The sequence below is a fragment of the Streptomyces sp. NPDC021019 genome (assembly GCF_044333295.1).
Taxonomy (GTDB): Bacteria; Actinomycetota; Actinomycetes; order Streptomycetales; family Streptomycetaceae; genus Streptomyces.
Window position 1 is genome coordinate 2,317,766 of the sequence record NZ_JBIRQR010000001.1, and the last position, 20,194, is coordinate 2,337,959.

At 72.8% G+C, this 20,194-nt stretch carries 15 protein-coding genes; 8 read left to right on the forward strand and 7 right to left on the reverse strand.

The annotated features are described in order from the left end of the window. The first annotated feature begins 153 nt into the window (after positions 1-153). From infB to ACH4RG_RS10725, 7 genes are all read left to right on the forward strand, one after another. Positions 154-3,297, forward strand: coding sequence for a translation initiation factor IF-2 (infB, locus tag ACH4RG_RS10695; protein ID WP_397923854.1), 3,144 nt, complete (start codon positions 154-156; stop codon positions 3,295-3,297). 266 nt (positions 3,298-3,563) lie between these two features. Next, positions 3,564-3,857, forward strand: a complete 294-nt coding sequence (locus ACH4RG_RS10700) for a DUF503 domain-containing protein (RefSeq protein WP_018960670.1) — start codon at positions 3,564-3,566, stop codon at positions 3,855-3,857. Positions 3,858-3,893: 36 nt separating this feature from the next. Beyond that, a complete protein-coding gene (rbfA, locus tag ACH4RG_RS10705; RefSeq protein WP_397923852.1) occupies positions 3,894-4,376 on the forward strand; it encodes a 30S ribosome-binding factor RbfA in 483 nt (160 codons plus the stop codon). Beyond that, positions 4,373-5,272 carry a tRNA pseudouridine(55) synthase TruB gene (gene truB / locus ACH4RG_RS10710; protein WP_397923850.1) on the forward strand — a complete coding sequence of 300 codons (900 nt, stop codon included), beginning with the start codon at positions 4,373-4,375 and terminating at the stop codon, positions 5,270-5,272. The genes rbfA and truB overlap by 4 nt, the downstream gene beginning before the upstream one ends. Before the next feature lie 247 nt (positions 5,273-5,519). Next, on the forward strand, positions 5,520-9,068 hold the full coding sequence (locus ACH4RG_RS10715) for a trypsin-like peptidase domain-containing protein (protein ID WP_398539361.1): 3,549 nt from the start codon (positions 5,520-5,522) through the stop codon (positions 9,066-9,068). A gap of 43 nt (positions 9,069-9,111) precedes the next feature. Next, on the forward strand, positions 9,112-10,068 hold the full coding sequence (locus ACH4RG_RS10720) for a bifunctional riboflavin kinase/FAD synthetase (RefSeq protein WP_397923846.1): 957 nt from the start codon (positions 9,112-9,114) through the stop codon (positions 10,066-10,068). Between the two features lie 49 nt (positions 10,069-10,117). Continuing rightward, on the forward strand, positions 10,118-11,245 hold the full coding sequence (locus ACH4RG_RS10725) for an XdhC family protein (RefSeq protein WP_398539362.1): 1,128 nt from the start codon (positions 10,118-10,120) through the stop codon (positions 11,243-11,245). Here ACH4RG_RS10725 and ACH4RG_RS10730 read toward each other — a convergent pair whose 3' ends face one another. Together ACH4RG_RS10730 and ACH4RG_RS10735 are read right to left on the reverse strand one after the other, a co-directional pair. Continuing rightward, positions 11,246-12,604: an MFS transporter gene (locus ACH4RG_RS10730; protein ID WP_398539363.1), complete on the reverse strand. Its 1,359-nt coding sequence runs from the start codon at positions 12,602-12,604 to the stop codon at positions 11,246-11,248. Further along, positions 12,601-13,239, reverse strand: coding sequence for an ArsR/SmtB family transcription factor (locus ACH4RG_RS10735; protein ID WP_397923840.1), 639 nt, complete (start codon positions 13,237-13,239; stop codon positions 12,601-12,603). The genes ACH4RG_RS10730 and ACH4RG_RS10735 overlap by 4 nt, the downstream gene beginning before the upstream one ends. A 206-nt stretch (positions 13,240-13,445) precedes the next feature. Between ACH4RG_RS10735 and ACH4RG_RS10740 the strand changes: the two genes are divergently transcribed. Continuing rightward, positions 13,446-14,003, forward strand: a complete 558-nt coding sequence (locus tag ACH4RG_RS10740) for a dihydrofolate reductase family protein (protein ID WP_398539364.1) — start codon at positions 13,446-13,448, stop codon at positions 14,001-14,003. A 12-nt stretch (positions 14,004-14,015) separates the two neighbouring features. Here ACH4RG_RS10740 and ACH4RG_RS10745 read toward each other — a convergent pair whose 3' ends face one another. From ACH4RG_RS10745 to ACH4RG_RS10765, 5 genes are read right to left on the reverse strand one after another with little or no spacing between them, the layout of a single operon-like run. After that, positions 14,016-15,068 carry an oligopeptide/dipeptide ABC transporter ATP-binding protein gene (locus tag ACH4RG_RS10745; RefSeq protein ID WP_397923836.1) on the reverse strand — a complete coding sequence of 351 codons (1,053 nt, stop codon included), beginning with the start codon at positions 15,066-15,068 and terminating at the stop codon, positions 14,016-14,018. Further along, the gene (locus ACH4RG_RS10750) at positions 15,065-16,132 is read right to left on the reverse strand and encodes an ABC transporter ATP-binding protein (RefSeq protein WP_397928662.1); all 1,068 of its coding nucleotides are present in this window, start codon (positions 16,130-16,132) and stop codon (positions 15,065-15,067) included. The genes ACH4RG_RS10745 and ACH4RG_RS10750 overlap by 4 nt, the downstream gene beginning before the upstream one ends. Next, entirely contained in the window at positions 16,129-17,103 is a 975-nt protein-coding gene (locus ACH4RG_RS10755) for an ABC transporter permease (RefSeq protein WP_397923832.1), read from the reverse strand. The genes ACH4RG_RS10750 and ACH4RG_RS10755 overlap by 4 nt, the downstream gene beginning before the upstream one ends. Then, positions 17,100-18,191 (reverse strand): ABC transporter permease, encoded by a 1,092-nt coding sequence (locus tag ACH4RG_RS10760; RefSeq protein WP_398539365.1) that lies wholly within the window; start codon positions 18,189-18,191, stop codon positions 17,100-17,102. Before ACH4RG_RS10760 ends, ACH4RG_RS10755 begins: the two co-directional genes overlap by 4 nt. Positions 18,192-18,194: 3 nt before the next feature. Then, positions 18,195-20,072: an ABC transporter substrate-binding protein gene (locus ACH4RG_RS10765; RefSeq protein ID WP_397923830.1), complete on the reverse strand. Its 1,878-nt coding sequence runs from the start codon at positions 20,070-20,072 to the stop codon at positions 18,195-18,197. Between the last annotated feature and the right edge of the window lie 122 nt (positions 20,073-20,194).

Consider the following 20,194-nt stretch of genomic DNA (forward strand, 5'->3'; position numbering starts at 1 on the left):
AGAAAAGTGAACGGCACGGGTCCCCGTGCGGTCAGGTACCTCGCGAGTTGGAAGTAGGTCGAGATTGCGATGAGCAGCACTCGATGAGTACGCGATGAGTACGCCCATGAAGTAGCGACGGTCCGGCGGTAACCCGGACCTAAAAGGAGCGAAGTGGCTAAGGTCCGGGTATACGAACTCGCCAAGGAGTTCGGCGTCGAGAGCAAGGTCGTCATGGCCAAGCTCCAAGAACTCGGTGAATTCGTCCGTTCGGCGTCCTCGACGATCGAGGCGCCGGTTGTACGTAAGTTGACCGACGCACTGCAGGGGCCCGGCGGCAACGCCGGCAAGTCCGCTGCCAAGCCCGGTGCGCCCCGCAAGGCGGCGCCCGTGAAGCCCGCAGCGCCCTCCCCGGCAGCCGCGGCACGCCCCGGGGCCCCGAAGCCCGGCGCACCGGCTCCCAAGCCGGCCGCCGAGGCCGAGACCCCCAGCAGCACCCCGGCGGCGCCCTCCGCGCCGTCGGCGGGCCCCCGTCCGGGTCCGAAGCCCGCGCCGAAGGCGGCCCCGGTGACCCCGGTCCCGGCCGCCGAGTTCTCGGCTCCGGCTCCGGCCCAGCCGGCTGCCCCGCAGCAGCCCCAGGCCCCGCGTCCCGCGGGTGCCACCCCCGGCCCCCGTCCCGCACCCGCCCGTCCGGCTCCGGCCGGCGGCCAGCGCGACGGCGGCCGTGACGGTGGCCAGCGCGACGGCGGCCGTGGTGGCGAGCGTGGCGGCGACCGCCCCGCACGTCCCGCGGGCCAGGGTGCCCCGCGCCCCGGCGGCGCCCGTCCGGCCGGTCCCCGTCCGGGCAACAACCCCTTCACCTCCGGCGGTTCCACCGGCATGGCGCGCCCCGGCGCGCCCCGTCCGGGTGGTGCCCCGCGCCCCGGTGGCGGCTCGGAGCGCCCCGGCGCCCCGCGTCCCCAGGGCAGTGGCCCCGGTGGCGCCCCGCGCCCCCAGGGCGGTCAGGGTCAGGGCGGTGCCCGTCCCACTCCGGGCGGCATGCCCCGTCCGCAGGCTCCGCGTCCCGGCGGCGGTCCCGCCGGTAACCGCCCGAACCCGGGCATGATGCCGCAGCGTCCCGCAGCGGGCCCGCGTCCCGGCGGCGGCCCCGGCGGTGGCCGTGGTCCCGGCGGCGGTGGCGGTCGTCCCGGCGGTGCCGGTGGCGGCGCTGGGCGTCCCGGTGGCGGCGGCGGCTTCGCCGGTCGTCCCGGTGGCGGCGGCGGTGGCGGCTTCGCCGGTCGTCCGGCCGGTCCCGGTGGCGGCGGCGGTGCCGGTCGTCCCGGTGGCGGCGGCGGCTTCGGCGGTCGTCCCGGCTTCGGCGGCCGTCCCGGTGGCCCCGGTGGCCGCGGTGGCACACAGGGTGCGTTCGGCCGTCCCGGCGGTCCGGCGCGTCGTGGCCGTAAGTCGAAGCGGCAGAGGCGCCAGGAGTACGAGGCCATGCAGGCCCCGTCGGTCGGCGGCGTCATGCTGCCTCGCGGCAACGGACAGCCCGTCCGGCTGTCGCGCGGCGCCTCGCTCACCGACTTCGCGGAGAAGATCAACGCCAACCCGGCGTCGCTCGTCGCCGTGATGATGAACCTCGGCGAGATGGTCACCGCCACGCAGTCCGTTTCCGACGAGACGCTCCGGCTTCTCGCCGAGGAGATGAACTACGTCCTGGAGATCGTCAGCCCCGAGGAGGAGGACCGCGAGCTGCTCGAGTCCTTCGACATCGAGTTCGGCGAGGACGAGGGCGGCGAAGAGGCTCTGGTCTCGCGTCCGCCGGTCGTGACCGTCATGGGTCACGTCGACCACGGTAAGACCCGACTGCTGGACGCGATCCGCAAGACGAACGTCGTCGCGGGCGAGGCCGGCGGCATCACGCAGCACATCGGTGCGTACCAGGTCTCCTCCGAGGTCAACGGCGAGGACCGCAAGATCACCTTCATCGACACCCCGGGTCACGAGGCGTTCACCGCCATGCGTGCCCGTGGTGCGAAGTCGACCGACATCGCGATCCTCGTCGTGGCGGCCAACGACGGTGTGATGCCCCAGACGATCGAGGCACTGAACCACGCCAAGGCGGCCGAGGTGCCGATCGTGGTCGCGGTCAACAAGATCGACGTCGAGGGCGCCGACCCGACCAAGGTGCGCGGTCAGCTCACCGAGTTCGGTCTGGTGGCCGAGGAGTACGGCGGCGACACCATGTTCGTCGACATCTCCGCCAAGCAGGGCCTCAACATCGAGGCTCTCCTGGAGGCCGTCGTCCTCACCGCCGACGCCTCGCTCGACCTGCGGGCCAACCCGGAGCAGGACGCGCAGGGTATTGCGATCGAGTCCCACCTCGACCGCGGTCGCGGTGCCGTCTCGACCGTCCTGGTCCAGCGTGGAACGCTGCGCATCGGTGACACGGTGGTCGTGGGCGACGCCTACGGCCGAGTCCGCGCCATGCTCGACGACAGCGGTCAGAACGTCCAGGAAGCGGGTCCCTCGACCCCGGTCCTGGTGCTCGGTCTCACCAACGTCCCGGGTGCCGGCGACAACCTCCTGGTGGTCGACGAGGACCGTACGGCCCGCCAGATCGCCGAGAAGCGTGCCGCCCGTGAGCGCAACGCCAACTTCGCCCGCAAGGGTGTCCGGTTCTCCCTGGAGAACCTGGACGAGGCGCTCAAGGCCGGTCTGGTCCAGGAGCTCAACCTCATCATCAAGGGCGACGCGTCCGGTTCGGTGGAGGCTCTCGAGTCCTCGCTGCTCCAGCTCGACGTCGGCGAAGAGGTCGACATCCGGATCCTGCACCGCGGTGTGGGTGCGGTCACCGAGTCGGACATCAACCTGGCGACCGGCTCCGACGCCATCGTGATCGGCTTCAACGTGCGCGCCGCAGGGCGTGCCGAGCAGATGGCCGAGCGCGAAGGCGTGGACGTCCGGTACTACTCGGTCATCTACCAGGCGATCGAAGAGATCGAAGCGGCCCTCAAGGGTCTGCTCAAGCCGGAGTACGAAGAGGTCGAGCTCGGCACGGCGGAGATCCGCGAGATCTTCCGCTCGTCCAAGCTGGGCAACATCGCCGGTGTGCTGGTCCGCTCCGGCGAGGTCAAGCGCAACACCAAGGCGCGCCTGCTGCGCGATGGCAAGGTCATCGCGGAGAGCCTCAACATCTCCGGTCTGCGCCGCTTCAAGGACGACGTCACCGAGATCCGCGAAGGCTTCGAGGGCGGTATCAACCTCGGAAACTTCAACGACATCAAGATCGACGACGTCATCGCGACGTACGAGATGCGCGAGAAGCCGCGAGGCTGATCAACTCTCGGGTCCGCGAGGATCCGCGGGGAATTCGGAGGGGTCCCGTGAGTCACTCACGGAACCCCTCCACCTCGGGTCCGAAAGGATCCGGGGGTACTCGGAAGGGCCGCGTGAGTCGACTCACGCGGCTCCTCCGCCAAGGTCGGGGCCGGTCGACGGGTCGTATTTCCGTCGATCGGCTCCGGCCGTTCCGGTACGGTTCTGATGTCCCCGGCAAGCTCTGGCGGGGCACGAACCCGAACCGGCGGGACATCCGGACACACATGTATGTGGGGACCCTGTCCTTCGATCTGCTCCTCGGCGACGTACGGTCGTTGAAGGAGAAGCGTTCCGTCGTCCGCCCGATCGTCGCCGAGCTCCAGCGCAAGTACGCGGTGAGCGCGGCCGAGACCGGCGGACAGAATCTCCACCGCAGGGCCGAGATCGGCCTTGCCGTGGTCTCCGGTGACACCGGACACCTCACGGACGTACTGGACCGCTGCGAACGGCTGGTCGCGGGACGTCCCGAGGTGGAGCTGCTGTCGGTGAGACGGCGGCTGCACAGTGACGAAGACTGACAGTCGAGCGAAATCAGAAGGAAGAGTGACGGACCGGTGACCGACAACGCGCGGGCCCGCAAGCTGGCCGATCGCATCCAGGTCGTGGTCGCGGAGACCCTGGACCGGCGAATCAAGGATCCGCGGCTGGGATTCGTGACGATTACGGACGCCCGGGTCACCGGCGACCTGCGGGAGGCCACGGTCTTCTACACGGTCTACGGCGACGACGAGGAGCGCGCGGCCTCCGCCGCCGCGCTGGAGAGCGCCAAGGGCGTCCTCCGCACCGAGGTCGGCCGGCAGACCGGGGTCAGGTTCACGCCGAGCCTGGCCTTCGTCCCGGACGCCCTCCCGGACAACGCCCGCACCATCGAGGACCTCCTCGACAAGGCGCGGGCCAAGGACGCGGAGGTGCGCCAGGTTTCCACGGGCGCGCAGTACGCCGGCGACGCCGACCCGTACCGCAAGCCCGAGGACGAGGACGACGAGACCGGGACCGACGGATCCTCCGAGAAGAACGAGGGCCCGGCCTCCGCATGACCGAGCAGACCACCACGCCGGACGGCCTTGTCATCGTCGACAAGCCGTCCGGCTTCACTTCGCACGACGTCGTCGCCAAGATGCGCGGCATCGCCCGCACCCGGCGGGTCGGCCACGCCGGCACGCTGGACCCGATGGCGACCGGAGTCCTCGTGCTCGGGGTCCAGCGGGCCACCAAGCTGCTGGGCCACCTGGCCCTGACCGAGAAGGAGTACCTCGGCACGATCCGGCTCGGCCAGGACACCGTCACCGACGACGCCGAGGGCGAGATCACCTCGTCCACCGACGCCTCCGGCGTGACCCGCGAGTCCATCGACGCGGGGGTGGCCGCACTCACCGGCCGGATCATGCAGGTCCCGTCCAAGGTCAGCGCCATCAAGATCGACGGCAAGCGGTCCTACGCACGGGTGCGCGGCGGCGAGGAGTTCGAGATCCCGGCCCGTCCGGTGACCGTCTCCTCCTTCCGCGTCTACGACGTCCGCGAGGCCGTCGCCGAGGACGGCACTCCCGTCCTCGACCTGGTCGTCTCCGTCGTCTGCTCCTCGGGGACCTACATCCGCGCCATCGCCCGCGACCTCGGCGCCGGACTCGGCGTCGGCGGCCACCTGACCGCGCTGCGCCGCACCCGGGTCGGTCCGTACGGACTGGACGCGGCCCGGACGCTCGACCAGCACCAGGAGGAGCTGACCGTGATGCCGGTCGCCGAGGCGGCCGCCTCCGCGTTCCCCCGCTGGGACGTGGACGAGAAGCGCGCCAAGCTGCTCCTCAACGGCGTACGGCTGGACATGCCGGCCCATCCGCCGGGAGCGGTCGCGGTCTTCGGGCCCGACGGCGCGTTCCTCGTGCTCGTCGAGGAGGAGAAGGGCAGGGCCAAGAGCCTCGCCGTCTTCGCCTGAGCCACCCCCGCGCCCTGTCGCCCCCGCGCCTGTCGCCCCCGCGCTTCGGCGGGTCATGCGTGGAGCGGGCACCCACCCCCCAACCCGGTGCCCGCTCCACGTTCCCCTCCCCGGCACCATTCCTGCTCCCCGGGGGACACGCTTATTCACCCCATTGGACGGGCGCTCGGAGTGAATACCGGGGGCGTGGGGGGCGCTTTCCCCGTCCGCGCGCTCCAGGAGATCACCGGCGGCCTAACGTCGCACCATGGGCAGTGGGGACCGGTCGAAGCTGGTAAGAATCTGTGATCAGGCCGGCCGGCCGCGCGGGACGGGATTCGTCGCGGACGACCGCGGCACGGTCGTCACCGCCCATCAGGCCGTGACCTCCCCGGGCCCGCTCCTCCTCCACGGCACCGACGGCCGGACCTCCACCGTCGCGCCCGACGACATCACCGCCCTGCCCGCCCTGGGTCTCGCCCTCCTGCGCACCGGCGGGCCCGACGCCCTCGACGCGGAACCCCTGCCCATCGCCGGACGCGACCGCGCCGAGCCCGGCGGCTACGTGGACATCGCCGCCCACGGGCGGCGCGAGGCCCGGGTGCTCGGGACCACCCCCGCCACCTACACCGCACCGGACGGCGGCGGCCACCCGGTCCCCGCCGCCCTGGAGCTCGCGCTGGGCACCGACGGCCGGGACGCCCTGCGCTCCGGGGGCGCGGCCATCGGCGGGCCCGTCACCGACCCGGCCACCGGAGCCGTCGTCGGCATCCTCTGCACCGCCCTCACCGCCCCGCACGAGGCGGCCGGCCTGGCCCTCCCGATCACCCGGGGCGCGGACGACACGCTGGACGCCCTGCTGCGCCGCAACGCCGGCGCCGCCCCCGCCTACGGCCCCGACCTCAACCTCGCCGGGGCCCTCCAGCTCACCGCCATCTCCGTCGGCTCGGCGGACGGCCCGCGAGCCCGCACCGCCCCCGTCGAGCGCGAGGACATCCACGCCGAGTTCGCCGCCTTCGCAGCGGGAACGGGCCTGGTCCTCGGCCTCGTCGGAGCGCCCGGCAGCGGCCGCACCACCGAGCTGGCCGCCCTCGCCGCCCGCCGCGCCGACGGCGGCGCGCCAGCCCCCACGCTCTGGCTGCGCGGCGCGGACCTGCTGGCCGACGACACCTCGATCGCGGACGCCGCGAGCCGGGCCCTCGCCCGCGCCGCCCGGATCGTCACCGCGGCGGGGGCCCGCGGCGACATGACCACGGCCACCCCGGAGCGCGTCGCCCGGCTCGCCGCCGACGCGGGGCACCCGCTCCTGGTGGTCCTCGACGGCCCCGAGGAGATGGAGCCGCTGCTGGCCCACCGGCTCGCCGGCTGGACGGCGGACACCGCCGCCTGGCTGCGCCAGCAGGGCGTCCGGCTCGTCGTGGCCTGCCGCCCCGAGCACTGGGAGACCGCCGGCGGCCTCTACCCACCGGACGTCCTGCACCGCCCGGACCGCCCCGCCCGCAGGCTGCCGCCCGCCCTGCGCCTGGGCGACCTCACCCCCGAGCAGGCCGGGCGGGCCAAGGAGGCCCACGGCATCCCGCCCGCCGCCCTCGCCCCCGGCCACGACCGGCACCCGCTCACCCTGCGACTCCTCGCCGAGGTCCGCGCCGCGCTGCCGCCCGGCGTGCCGGGCCGGCCCGACACCGAGGACGTCTTCGGCGCCCACCTCGACCTGCTGTGCGTGCGCGTCGCCGTCCGGATCGCGGCCGCCGCCGACGAACAGCCGCGCGGTGCCGCTGTGCGCCGCCTCGCCGCGCGCGTGGCGGGCCAGGTCCACGAGGCGGCCCGTCGCTGTCTGGGGCCGGGCCAGGGCGAGCTGGACCGGACGGCGTTCGAGGAGATCTTCCCCTGGCGCACCGGCTGGGCCTCCGCCGTCCTCACCGAGGGCCTCCTCGTCCCCGCCGGTGCGGGCTACCGCTTCGCCCACGAGGAGCTCGGCGACTGGGTACAGGGCGCCCACCTCGACCTGGACGCGGCCCTGCGCTCCCTGGTGCACCGCTGGCACCGGGGGAGCGGCCCGGACCGGGTGCCGCACCCCCGCACCGCCGGCGAACCCCGCAGCCTGCCCGTGCCCCGGCACCGCATCGGACCGGTGATCCAGGCGATGGTGCTCCTCGGCCGCCGCCAGGGCACCGCCGCGCTCGCGCACCGGATGGCCGACCTGATCGAGGCGCTGGACCGGCTGTGGGCCGACACGGGCCCCCGCGACGAGGACGCCGCCTGGTGGGCGGCCCACCTGCTGAACGGGAGCCTGCTGCGGGTGCCCGACGCCCGCCCCTATCTCGGCGTCCTGCGGGTCCTCGCCGGACGCATCACCCGCCGCTCCGCCACCCCCGAAGGACCGGGGGACCTCGGGGCGTACGGGGAGTTCGGACCCTGGTTCTGGCGGCGGCTGAGGTTGCCCGAGGAAGACCGGATCGATCTGCTCCGCCGCCTCGTGCCCGCCGACGGACTGCCCCGCACCGACGGCGACGAACGCTATCTGGACGCGGTCGCCCGCCGCCTCGCCCTGGACGCCCCGGCCGTGCAGCCGCTGCTGTGCCGCTGGTTCACCGACGAACGCCCGTTGCTCGTGGGCCCCGACGCCCCGGACGTCCCGCTGCGCCCCACGGTCGCCGCCGCCGCGCAGGCCCTGTTGTACGCCCGCCGCGACCTCGCCCCCGACGACCTGGCCGACGCGCTGATCGCCACCCCGCACCAGCGCGCCGGGGAGCTGCTGCTGGCCCTCGCCGAGGACGAGCCCACCGCGCTCTGCCGGGCCGTGGAGCGCTGGGCCCGCGACGAGGACCGCCCGGCCCGCCGCTCCGCCGCCGCCCGCTACGGCGGACTCCTCCAGCAGCGGGTCACCGCCGAGGGCGACCGGGCCCTGCTGCGCTCCGCCGCCCTCGTGCTGCTGGACCGCCCCGAGGACGCCGCCCTGCACGCCGCCGCCCTCACCCTCCTCGTCCGCGACCCGGTGGCCAGGGAGACCCACCTGCCCGGGGCGCTGCGCGCGTTCGCCGCCGGAGACCCCCGGCTGCCCGTCGAACTGCTCGCCGAGGTGTTCCCGGCTCACCAGGAGCCCGTCCTCGCCGCCCTCCGCGCCCGCCTCGCCCGCCCCGGGGACGGCGGGGGAGCGGTGCTGCGGGCGCTGGCCGGACTCGACACGCCCGCGCTCGCGCTGCACGTCGCCGGACTCGTACGGGAGTACATCGACGCCCATCCCGAGGACGGCACGCACGCCGCCGAGTACGTCGACCTCCGCCTGGAGCACGGTCCGGCCGCCCGGGCCCTTCTCCTGCCCCTGGTGACCGGGCTGCTGCGGGACCGCCCCGCACCGCCGCCGGTCCGGGCCGCGCTCGCCCGGGTCCTCGCCGGGGCCGGAAGCGCCGCGTCCCGGCCGCTGCGGGCGGAGCTGCTGGAGGTCCTGCTGGAGTTCGAGCAGGACACCGGCCGGGACCCGGACGTGCTGGAGGCCCTGCTCCGGGCCGCCGCCGAGGGCTCGGAGCGCCGCCCGGAGATCCGTACACGCGCACTCGTCCACCGGACCGGGATGCTGCTGGTCCGTACCCCCGAGGGGGCCGCCCGTTTCGACCGGCGGCTGGTCGCGCTCGCCCGCGACGTGCCCGGATTCGCCGCACTCGTCACCCGCTGGCTGGCCGACGCCCCGCAGGAGTGGGCGGCGGTCGTGGGGCCGAGCGCCCGGCGCACGGTCGAGGCGTTGGAGACATCACGCCCGCCGATGCCGATGCCGATGCGGGCGGCGGGACGTGAGCATGGCAGTCTTAGACCTGCGTAATCGACATACACACGTACACAGGTTCGGGCGAGGAGCGGTCACAGTGCAGCGCTGGCGTGGCTTGGAGGACATCCCCCAGGACTGGGGGCGCAGCGTCGTCACCATCGGCTCCTACGACGGCGTGCACCGCGGACACCAGCTGATCATCGGCCGGGCCGTCGAGCGCGCCCGTGAGCTGGGCGTCCCGTCGGTCGTCGTCACCTTCGACCCGCACCCCAGCGAGGTCGTCCGCCCCGGCAGCCACCCGCCGCTGCTCGCCCCGCACCACCGCCGTGCCGAGCTGATGGCCGAGCTGGGCGTGGACGCCCTGCTGATCCTGCCGTTCACCGCCGAATTCTCCCAGCTGTCGCCCGCCGACTTCATCGCGAAGGTCCTCGTCGACCGGCTGCACGCCAAGGCCGTCATCGAGGGCCCCAACTTCCGCTTCGGCCACAGGGCCGCGGGGAACGTCGCGCTCCTGACCGAGCTGGGCGCCACCTACGACTACACCGTCGAGGTCATCGACCTGTACGTCACCGGAGAGGCGGGCGGCGGACAGCCGTTCTCCTCCACGCTGACCCGGCGGCTGATCGCCGAGGGCGACGTCGCCGGGGCCGCCGAGATCCTCGGCCGCCCGCACCGGGTCGAGGGCATCGTGGTGCGCGGCGCGCAGCGCGGCCGGGAGCTGGGCTTCCCGACGGCCAACGTCGAGACCCTCCCGCACACCGCGATCCCCGCCGACGGCGTCTACGCAGGCTGGCTGGAGGTGGACGGCGAGTCGATGCCCGCCGCGATCTCGGTCGGCACGAACCCGCAGTTCGACGGCGTCGATCGGACCGTCGAGGCGTACGCCATCGGCCGCGTCGACCTGGACCTGTACGGGCTGCACGTGGCCGTCGACTTCCTCGCCTACGTCCGGGGCATGCTGAAGTTCGACTCGATCGACGACCTCCTGGTCGCCATGGCCGCCGATGTGAAGCGCGCCGCCGAGCTGACCGCCGCGTACGACAGCACCCACTGACGTACCCCGGGGGCGTGCGATCCGCCCGGGGAGGACAGATGCTGACAGGGTGCGCGACATCCTGCCCGACCTCCGTGCCCGGTGCGCCGACGGCATCCCCTTCGCCCTGGCGACCGTCGTCGCCGTGCACGGCAGCGCGCCCCGCGACCCCGGCGCCGTGCTGGCCGTCGACGCGGCGGGGACGGTGGCCGGCAGCGTCTCCGGAGGCTGTGTCGAGGGCGATGTGTACGAGGTCGCCCGCGAGGTGCTCGCCGGGGCCGGGCCGCGTGTGGTGTCGTACGGGATCAGCGACGACGAGGCGTTCGGTACCGGCCTGACCTGCGGCGGCACGATCGAGGTCCTGGTGCGCGCCTTCGCGAGCGCCGCCGAACGCGAGGAGCTCGCGGCCGTGCTGGACCTGATCGCCGCCGGTCTGCCGGTCGCCGAGGCCACGGTCCTGTCGGGAGCGGCGGAGACCGGAGCGCGCCTGGTCGTCCGGCCCGCCGACACCCCTGGCAGCCGTGGCACGCTCGGTTCCGCAGGGCTGGACGCGGCCGTCACCGACGACGCCCGGGGGCTGCTGGCCCAGGGACACACCGCGATCCAGTGGTACGGGGCCCGGGGGCAGCGCCGGATGCAGGAGGTCGCCGTCTTCGTCCGGACGTACGCCCCGCCGCCCCGCATGCTCGTCTTCGGCGCGATCGACCACGCGGCGGCCACCGCCCGCATCGGCTCGTTCCTCGGCTACCGGGTCACCGTCTGCGACGCCCGCCCCGCCTTCGCCACCCGCGAGCGCTTCCCGACGGCGGACGAGGTCGTCCGCGCCTGGCCGCACACCTACCTGGAGTCCACCGAGGTCGACGCCCGCACCGTGATCTGCGTGCTCACCCACGATCCCAAGTTCGACGTGCCCCTGCTCGTCGCGGCCCTGCGCACGCCCGCCGCGTACATCGGGGCGATGGGCAGCCGCCGCACCCACCACGACCGGCTGGCCCGTCTGCGCGCGGCCGGGGTGGACGAGACCCACCTCGCGCGCCTCGCCTCACCCGTGGGCCTCGACCTCGGAGCCCGTACGCCGGAGGAGACGGCGGTCTCGATCGCCGCCGAGATCATCCAGCACCGCTGGGGCGGCACGGGCCGCCCCCTCGGCGAACTGACGGGGGGGATCCACCACGGCGGGCCGGCCGCCCGGGGGTAGTCAGGGCACTGTCGCGCCACCTCGCTCGGTGCCCTTCTCCGCCGGCGGGGGCAGGACGCCCTCGCCCTCGCCCTCGCCCTCGCCCTCGCTCGGGTGGTCCATCGCGCGCCATTCCGGCCGCAGCCCCGTCAGATTCGTGGTGAGGAAGTACGCGGCCCCGCAGGCGAGGAGCACCGGAGTCAGTCCGACCGCGGACACCGCGGCCCCGGCGAGCAGTCCGCCGAGCGGGATCCCGGACCAGGACAGCGAGTCACCGAGCGCGTTGACCCGGCCCAGTAGTCGGCGCGGCACCCGTTCCACGAGGACGGCCCCCAGCACGGGGTTGATGAACCCGGCGCCGAACCCGCTGACGGCGAAGACGGCCAGGACCGCGCCCAAGGGGGCGTCGACGGCGAGGACCAGGAATCTCGGCGCCCCGGCCAGCAGGAATCCGCCGAGGACCACCAGCCTGCGGCACAGCCGGTGCGCGGCCAGCGCCGCGATGAGGCTCCCGCCCACCGCGGCCGCACCCATCACACTGCCGATCAGGCCGATCGCCACCGGGCCGTTCCCGGATTCCCCCGCCCAGACGGGAACGAGCAGGGTGGTCATCGCCGCGTCCAGGAGGTTGGTGATCCCCACCATGACGATCACGGCGAGCAGCAGCGGCTCGTGCCGGAGAAAGGTGAAGCCCTCGCCGAACCGACGCCAGTAGCCCGCCTCCTCTCCGCCGGCCGGCGCCGAGGGATCCATGACCCGTTGCCCCATACCGCGAGGCAGCGCGACGGCGACGATCACCGAACCGAGGGCGAAGCAGGCCGCGTTGACGACCAGGCCCGTCATGGGGCCGAGCAGTGCCACCAGGGTGCCGCCCGCCGCCGGACCGATCGTGGAGGCGATCCGTTCGATCACGCCGGACAGGCCGGTGGCCCGCACCAGGGGCGTACCGCAGCGCTCGGCGGCCTCCGGGACCATGACTTCCTTGGCCAGGTCGCCCGGGCCGCGTGCCGCGCCGATCACCGCGACCAGGCCCAGCAGGACGGGGAAGGACAGCAGGTCCAGGCTGTGGAGCAGCGGGATCGCCGCGGCGGCTGCCGCGCTCGCCAGGTCCGTGGTCCAGGAGACGGCCCGCGGCCCGATCCGATCCACCAGAGGGCCGGTGAACGCCTTGACCACCACGTAGGGCGCCATCTCGCAGAAGGCGACCAGCCCGGTCATGGTGGCGCTGCCCGTGGTGACGAGCACGAACCAGGGCAGGGCCACCAGCGAGATCCGCGTGCCGGTCACGGACACGGCGATGGCCGCCAGCACCCCGGCCAGCGGCCGTAAGGACCGCTTACCGGATGCTCCGCCGACGCCGCCGGATGCGTCCCTGGTCACCGCGTCTCCGTTTCCGGCGCGGGGGCGTCCGGCTCAGGCAGGATGTGGGTGATGACGCCGACCCGCTCGGCGCCCTCGGGGGCGCTCGCCGCCGTCTCGGGGGTGTCCCGCCGGTAGCGGGTGATGACCTCCGCCAACTCTTCGTACAGGGCGGTGGTTTCCTCGGGCGTGAGCCGTAGGGCCCAGTCGCTCATGTCGACGGCGTTCCGCCAGGCGCGGTTCATCGTCCGCAGCCCGTTCAGGGTCTGCTGGGTGCGCAGGGTGTGGAGGGCGGCGACGGACTGCTGGTAGGCGAGTGCGGCCTCGGGCTCCTGCTCGGCCAGCTCCGGATCGTTGAACCAGATCGTCCGGTGCACCGGACGCCACCAGCGCTCGCGTGCGTTGCCGCGCTCCGTGTCCTCCGCGACGAAGCCGGCCGCGCCGAGCTGACGCAGGTGGTAGCTGGCCGTCCCGGAGTTCACCCCCAGCCGCTCCGCGAGGCGGGTGGCTGTGGAGGGGCCGTGCTTCCCCAGCAGCCCGACCAACTGCACGCGTACCGGATGCGCCAGAGCACGCAGCCCCTTGGCGTCCAGGACGACCGATCCCTCTCCGGCGGCCGGGGCGTCCGACCGGTCCGACGCGTCATCTGTTGTCATACAGCACAGCCTAGACCGCAAAGAGTTCTTCGCAAAGAGTTCTTCGCGAAAAGTTCTTTGCAGAGAACTCTTTGCTAAAACTTGCTCGCGGAGAGAACTCCTCGCGGTCTGTTCCGGAGTGGTCCGGCCGATGAGTTCCGGGCCGGGCGGGGGTCACCCCCCGTGGGACCACCGGCAGGCAAGCGTTCGCACCCGAAGGAGACACCGTGGCCAGGCTCATCTACTCCATGTTCACCTCGCTCGACGGCTACGCCGAGGCGGCGGAGGGCAGCCTCGGCACCGGGGCCGAGGATCCGGAGGTGCACACCTTCGTCGGCGACCTCTTCCGCCCCGTGGGCACGTACCTCTACGGCCGGCGGATGTACGAGACGATGGTCTACTGGGAGACCGCGCACACCGAGCCCGACCAGCCGCCGCACATCCTCCAGTACGCCCGTGACTGGCAGGCCGCGGAGAAGGTCGTGTACTCCACGACGCTCGACGAGGTGGCCGGCGCGAGGACCAGGATCGAGCGGACTTTCGACCCGGACGCGGTGCGCCGACTCAAGGCCGAGGCCGAACACGACCTCACCGTCGACGGCCCGAACCTCGCCGCCCAGGCCATCGCGGCCGGCCTGGTGGACGAGTACCACCTCTTCATCACCACGAGCGTGGTCGGCGGCGGCAAGCGGTTCTTCCCCGACGGCGTGCGCCTCGACCTCGAACTGGTCGAGGAGCGCGCCTTCGCCGGCGGACTGGTCTACGCCCGCTACCGGAGCCGCTGAACCACACCTGCCTCAGGCGGGCGTCTCGGCGGGCCCGCCCCGGCCCTCCCCGCCGCACGCCGCCGCCCAGTGGCACGCCACCTGGACGCCTCCGCCGCCGCTCAGCACCGGCAGATCCACCGTCCGGCACGCCTCCGCCACGCCCGCCCGCTCCGCCTCACCCGAGGCCAGGACCTGGCAGCGGACGTGGAACCGGCAGCCGGAGGGTACCTTCGAGGGGTCCGGCGGCTCCCCGGCCAGCACGACCGGTTCGCCCTCCGCCTCCGGGAGCACGGACAACAGGGCCCGTGTGTACGGATGCCGAGGGGCCGTCAGCAGCTGCTCGACCGGGCCCGTCTCGACGATCCGGCCCAGATACATCACCGCCACCCGGTCCGCGATGTTCCAGGCGAGCCCGAGATCGTGGGTGACCACCAGCGCCGAGAGCCCCAGCTCGTCCCGCAGGCGCAGCAGCAGCGCCAGGATCTCTCCCCGTACCGACGCGTCCAGCGAGGCCACCGGCTCGTCGGCCACGATCAGCTCCGGCTCCAGCACCAGGGCCCCGGCGATCACGACGCGTTGCCGCTGACCGCCCGACAGCTCGTGCGGGAAGCGCAGGAAGAACCGCTCGGGCGGTCGCAGACCGGCCCGGGAGAGGGCTTCCGAGACGGCCGCCCGCTCGTCGCCCGCGTACCCGTGGATGCGCAGCCCCTCGGCCACCGCGTCGTACACCGTGTGCCGGGGGTTGAGCGAGCCGCTCGGGTCCTGGAGGACCAGCTGCACGCGCTTGCGGTACGCCTTCAGCGCCCGGCCCGTGTAGTCGAGCGGTGCGCCGCCGAAGGTGACCCGCCCCGAGGTGGGCGGGACCAGCCCGAGCAGGGACCGGGCGAGCGTCGTCTTGCCGCAGCCGGACTCGCCGACCAGCGCGACGATCTCGCCGGGCCGGATGTCGAGGTCGACGCCGTCGACGGCACGCGCGGTGGCGGCCCCGCGCCGGCCGGGGAAGGAGACCTTCAGCGTCTCGGCGCTGAGCAGCGGGGCGGCGGCGACGGAGGGCGTGGCATCGGTCGCTGGGGTGGTGCTCATGTCGTGCTCCTCGCGTCGTCGGCGGCGGGCGCGTCCACCAGGACGCAGGCCGCCCGGCGCCCGGCCCCGGCGTCCCGCAGCTCCTGGTCCTCGGTGGCGCAGGATTCGAGCGCCACCGGGCAGCGCGGATGGAAGGTGCAGCCGCCCGGCAGTGCCGAGGGGTCCGGCGGGTCTCCCGGCAGGCCGCGCGGGGCGTGCCGGGAGGAGAGGTCCCCGATCCTGGGGAACGCGGCGGAGAGCGCCCTGCCGTACGGGTGGCGGGCGTCCGTGTACACCTGCCGGGCGGGGCCCTCCTCGACGACCCGGCCCGCGTACATCACCGAGAGCCGGTCACAGGTGTCGGCGAGCACCGCGAGGTCGTGGCTGATCATGATCAGCCCGACGCCCTGGTCCGCGACGAGCGCCTCGATCAGCCGCAGGATCTGCGCCTGGATCATCACGTCGAGGGCGGTGGTCGGCTCGTCCGCGACGATCAGCCGAGGATCGCAGGCCAGCGCCATGGCGATCATCACGCGCTGCCGCTGACCGCCGGACAGCTCGTGCGGGTAGGCCTGGGCGCGGGTGGCGGGCAGCCCCACCTGCTCCAGCAGCTCACCGGCCCGCCTGCGGGCGGCGGCCGGGGTGGACGTGCTGTGCAGCAGGATCGGCTCGGCGATCTGGTCCCCGACCCGGTGCACGGCGTTCAGCGAGTGCATCGCGCCCTGGAAGACGATCGACGCGCCCGCCCAGCGGACCGCCCGCAGCCGCCCCCACTTCATGGTCAGGACGTCCTCGCCGTCGAGGAGGATCTCGCCGGTGAGCGTGGCCGTCGCGGGCAGCAGCCGCAGCAGCGCGAGGGCGAGCGTCGACTTTCCGCAGCCGGACTCCCCGGCGATGCCGAGCTTCTGCCCGGCCTCGACCCGCAGATCGACACCCCGTACGGCGGGGACGGCGTCGGCCCCGCCCCCGTAGGTGACGGTCAGGTTCCGCACCTCCAGGAGCGGGGGATCGCCGACCGGCTTCGACAGGCCGGGAGAGTCGGACGGGTCCGGATTCGGCGTGGCGGTCGTGGTCGTGGCGGTCAACGGGACACCCCCAGCTTGGGGTTGAGCACGGACTCGATGGCGCGGCCGCACAGGGTGAAGGCGAGGGCGACCACGGCGATGGCGAGTCCGGGCGGAGCGAGGTACCACCAGTTGCCGGAGCTGACCGCGCCGGCCTCGCGGGCGTCCTGGAGCAGACCGCCCCAGGAGACGATCGTGGGATCGCTGAGGCCGAGGAAGGCGAGGGTCGCCTCGGTGAGGATGGCGGTGGAGATCACGAGTGTGGTCTGGGCCAGCACCAGCGGCATCACATTGGGCAGCACATGGCGGGACATGATGTGGCGGTGTCCGCCGCCGAGCGCCCGGGAGCGCTCGATGTACGGGCGCGACTCGACCGACAGTGTCTGGGCGCGGACCAGGCGTGCGGTCGTCGGCCAGGTCGTCACGCCGATCGCCAGGATCGTCGTCCACACCGACCGGGAGAGAACGGTCGCCAGGGCGATGGCCAGCACCAGGGTCGGCATCACCAGGAACCAGTCGGTGATCCGCATGATGACGGTGGCGTACCAGCCCTTGAAGTGGCCCGCCGTGATCCCGATGAAGGTGCCGATCGCCACGGACAGGAAGGCGGCGAGCAGGCCGACCGTCAGCGAGACCCGGGTGCCCCAGAGCATCAGGGCCAGCAGGCTGCGGCCGAACTGGTCCGTCCCGAGAGGGAATTCACCGCTCGGCTCCTCCATCGGGCCGCCCGGGGCGTTGGTCACGCTCTGCGAGTCGGCGCCGACCAGCAACGGGGCGGTCAGCGCGAGCAGGGCGATCACCGCCAGCACGGCGAGCCCGACGAGACCGGCGCGGTGTGTGCGGTACTGCCGCCAGAAGCGGAGCACCGCCTGCCGCCGCCGGGCCCGGGTGAGGGCGCGCGGGCTCGGCAACGGGACCGCCTTCTCGGGCTGCCCGGAGGGCTTCCGGGCGTCCGGCTCCAGCGGCTCGGGCTTCTGCATCGACGTCGTCATCGGCCCACCCGGGGATCGAGCAGCGGATAGATCACATCGGCCAGCGTGTTCATCAGGATCACCGCGGCGGCGAACACGAAGAACAGCGCCTGCACCAACGGCAGGTCGGGCACGCTCAGCGCCTGGTAGAAGAGGCCGCCGAGCCCCGGCCAGGAGAACACCGTCTCCACCAGGATCGCCCCGGCGACCGTCGTGCCGAGGTTCACGAAGAGCAGCGTCACGGTCGGCAGCATCGCGTTCGGCACGGCGTGCTTCCGGCGTACGAGGTCGTCGCGCAGCCCCTTGGCGCGGGCGGTCGTCAGATAGTCGCTGCCCATCTCGTCCAGCAGCGAGGAGCGCATCACCAGCAGGGTGCGCGCGTACTCCACGGCGACGAGCGTGATGACGGGCAGCACCATGTGGTGGGCGATGTCCAGCACCCGGTCGAAGCCCTCCGTGTCGCCGGACTCCATACCGCCGGTCGGGAAGAGCCCGGGGATCGGGCCGATGCCCACCGACAGGGTGATGATGAGGAGCAGGCCGAGCCAGAACGAGGGCACCGAGTACAGCGTCAGCGCGAACGCGGTGTTGGCACGGTCCCCGGTACTGCCGTTGCGCCACGCGGAGCGGGCACCCAGCCAGATGCCGAGCAACGTGTAGATCACGAAGGCGGCGCCGGTCAGCAGCAGAGTGGCGGGCAGCGCCTCGGCGATCTTGTCGACGACCGGGGCGCGGAACTGGTACGACGTACCGAAGTCGCCGGTCAGCGCCTTGCCGCAGTACTGCGTGAACTGCTCCCACAGCGGCAGGTCGAGGCCGAACTCGCGGCGCATCGCCGCGATCTGCTCGGTCGACACCTGACGGCCGCCGGTCATCTGCTTGACCGGGTCGCCGGGGATCAGCCGGAAGAGGAAGAAGCTGGTGACGAGGACGGCGAAGAGGGAGACGGCCGCCCCGGCGAGCTTGCCCGCCGCGTAGCGGGCGTAGGCGGCGGTGGAGCGGGAGCGCGGGGAGCGGGCCGACGGCCCGGCCGGAGCCGGGCCGCCGGATTCGGTGCTCTCCACGCCCGCCGCGCCCTTCAGCAGTGCGGGAGTGCTTTCTGAGCTCATGGACTATTCACGGTCTTCCGCGGTGGAGCGGCGACGCATGGCGAACAGGAGTCCGCCACCGGCGAGGACGACGACGGCGATCCCGACCCCGATGAGCACCCCGGTGGAGCTGCCACCGGAGTCGGAGGAACCGGACGAGGAGGCTCCGGCGGCCGGAACCGCCGACCACCAGCTCCAGTAGCCGTCCTGGCCGTAGATGTTGCCCGCGGCCGACGGCATGGTGGTGATGGACTCGATGTGGTCGGTGCGGTAGGCCTCGACGGCATTCGGGTACGCCATGACGTTCATGTACCCGGTGTCGTACAGCCGCGACTCCAGTTGCTTGACCAGATCCGCCCGCTTGGCGGGGTCGTACTCCGCCAGTTGCTTCTTGTAGAGCTCGTCGTACTGCTTGTCGCAGATGAAGTTGTCGGTCGAGGCCGTCTCCTTCGCCTTCGTCGGCAGGGCGTCGCAGGTGTGGATCGACAGGACGAAGTCGGGGTCGGGGTTGACGGACCAGCCGTCGAAGGCGAGGTCGTACTCACCGGCGTACCAGGGGTCGGAAACGTTGTCGAGGCAGTCGACCTTCAGCCCGATGCCCTGCTCGCCCCACCACTCCGTGAGGTACTTGCCGATCGCCTTGTCATTGGGGTCGGTGGCGTGGCAGAGGATGCGGAAGTCGAGCGGCTTGCCGTCCTTGCCGACGCGCTTGCCCGCGCCGTTCTTCTTGTACCCGGCCTCGTCCAGCAGGGTCGCGGCCTTCGCCGGGTCGTAGGCCAGTTTCTGATCGGCCGACGGCTTCCAGAAGTAGTCGCCGAAACGCGGCGGGATGTAGCCCTCGCCCTCGACGGCGTGGCCCTGGAAGACCTTGTCGATGATGGTCTTGCGGTCGACCGCCATGAACAGCGCGTGCCGCACCTTCTGGTCCAGCAGTGCCGGGTGCCCGTCGCCGAACTTCTGCCCGTCCTTGGTGCGGGCGCCGGGGTTCACGGCGAGTGCGAAGAAGCGGCGGCCCGGGGCGTCGTTCACCTTGATGTCCGGAGCCTTCTCCAGCGAGGCGGACTGGGCCGGGGTCAGGCTGGGGCTGCCCGCGACGAAGGACACCTCGCCCTTGCGCAGGGCGGCCACGGCCGCGTCCTGGTCCTTGTAGTAACGGAAGACCAGCTCGTCGAACTTGGGGGACCCGCGCCAGAAGTCCTTGTTGGCCTTCAGCTTCACATAGCTGTCGACCTTGTAGTCCGTCACGATGAACGGACCGTTCCCCACGATGGGGAACTCCTTGTCGTTGTTGAACTTCGAGAAGTCGCCGACCTTCTCCCAGAGGTGCTTCGGCACGATCGGAACGTCGAGCGCGGCCATCGTGGCCTGCGGCTCCTTCAACTTGATGACCAGCTTGTCCTTGCTGGGGGCGGTCACCTTCTCGAAGTTGCCGACGAAGCTGCCGTTGGAGGTCGCGGCGGCCTCGTCCGTCATCATCTTGTTGAACGTCCAGGCCGCGTCCTCGGCGGTGGCCTGCTGCCCGTCGGACCACTTCGAGTCCGAGCGGATCGTGTACGTCCACGTCAGCTTGTCCGCGGAGGGCTCCCACGCGGTGGCGAGGGCCGGGATCGCCTTGTTGTCCTTGGGGTCGTAGTTGGTGAGGAAGTCGTACATCAGCCGCATGACACTCGTGCTGAGCAGCCGCTGTGCCAGGAACGGGCTGAGCGAGTCGACGCTCTGTGCGACGGCGACCGTGAGCGTCGTCTTCCCGTCGTCCGCGCGCGCCTCGGAGGGGGCGGGCGCGAGCAGGTTTCCGGGTACGACGGACCCGGCGGTGAGTGCCAGGGCGGCCACGCCGGAGGCCAGCAGGAGGCGCAGGCGTCGGCGTGGCCGGGTGGAGTGGTGGGGAACTCTAGTGACCATGGACGGGGACCTCGCGTCATCACTCGCTGAAGAAGGCGGGTAGATCTCTGGTTCGCCATTTGGTGAAGCGAAGGTTTATCAGCGGTGGTCGAGGCTCGTCAACGGTCAGTCAAACAGCGTGT

What these genes read in the sequence shown, in the direction of transcription:
- ACH4RG_RS10700 (WP_018960670.1), top strand. Translation starts at nt 3,564, where the DNA reads ATGTATGTGGGGACCCTGTCCTTCGATCTGCTCCTCGGCGACGTACGG.
- ACH4RG_RS10715 (WP_398539361.1), top strand. Translation starts at nt 5,520, where the DNA reads ATGGGCAGTGGGGACCGGTCGAAGCTGGTAAGAATCTGTGATCAGGCC.
- ACH4RG_RS10755 (WP_397923832.1), bottom strand. Translation starts at nt 17,103, where the DNA reads ATGACGACGTCGATGCAGAAGCCCGAGCCGCTGGAGCCGGACGCCCGG.
- ACH4RG_RS10760 (WP_398539365.1), bottom strand. Translation starts at nt 18,191, where the DNA reads ATGAGCTCAGAAAGCACTCCCGCACTGCTGAAGGGCGCGGCGGGCGTG.
- ACH4RG_RS10745 (WP_397923836.1), bottom strand. Translation starts at nt 15,068, where the DNA reads ATGAGCACCACCCCAGCGACCGATGCCACGCCCTCCGTCGCCGCCGCC.
- ACH4RG_RS10735 (WP_397923840.1), bottom strand. Translation starts at nt 13,239, where the DNA reads ATGACAACAGATGACGCGTCGGACCGGTCGGACGCCCCGGCCGCCGGA.
- ACH4RG_RS10765 (WP_397923830.1), bottom strand. Translation starts at nt 20,072, where the DNA reads ATGGTCACTAGAGTTCCCCACCACTCCACCCGGCCACGCCGACGCCTG.
- truB (WP_397923850.1), top strand. Translation starts at nt 4,373, where the DNA reads ATGACCGAGCAGACCACCACGCCGGACGGCCTTGTCATCGTCGACAAG.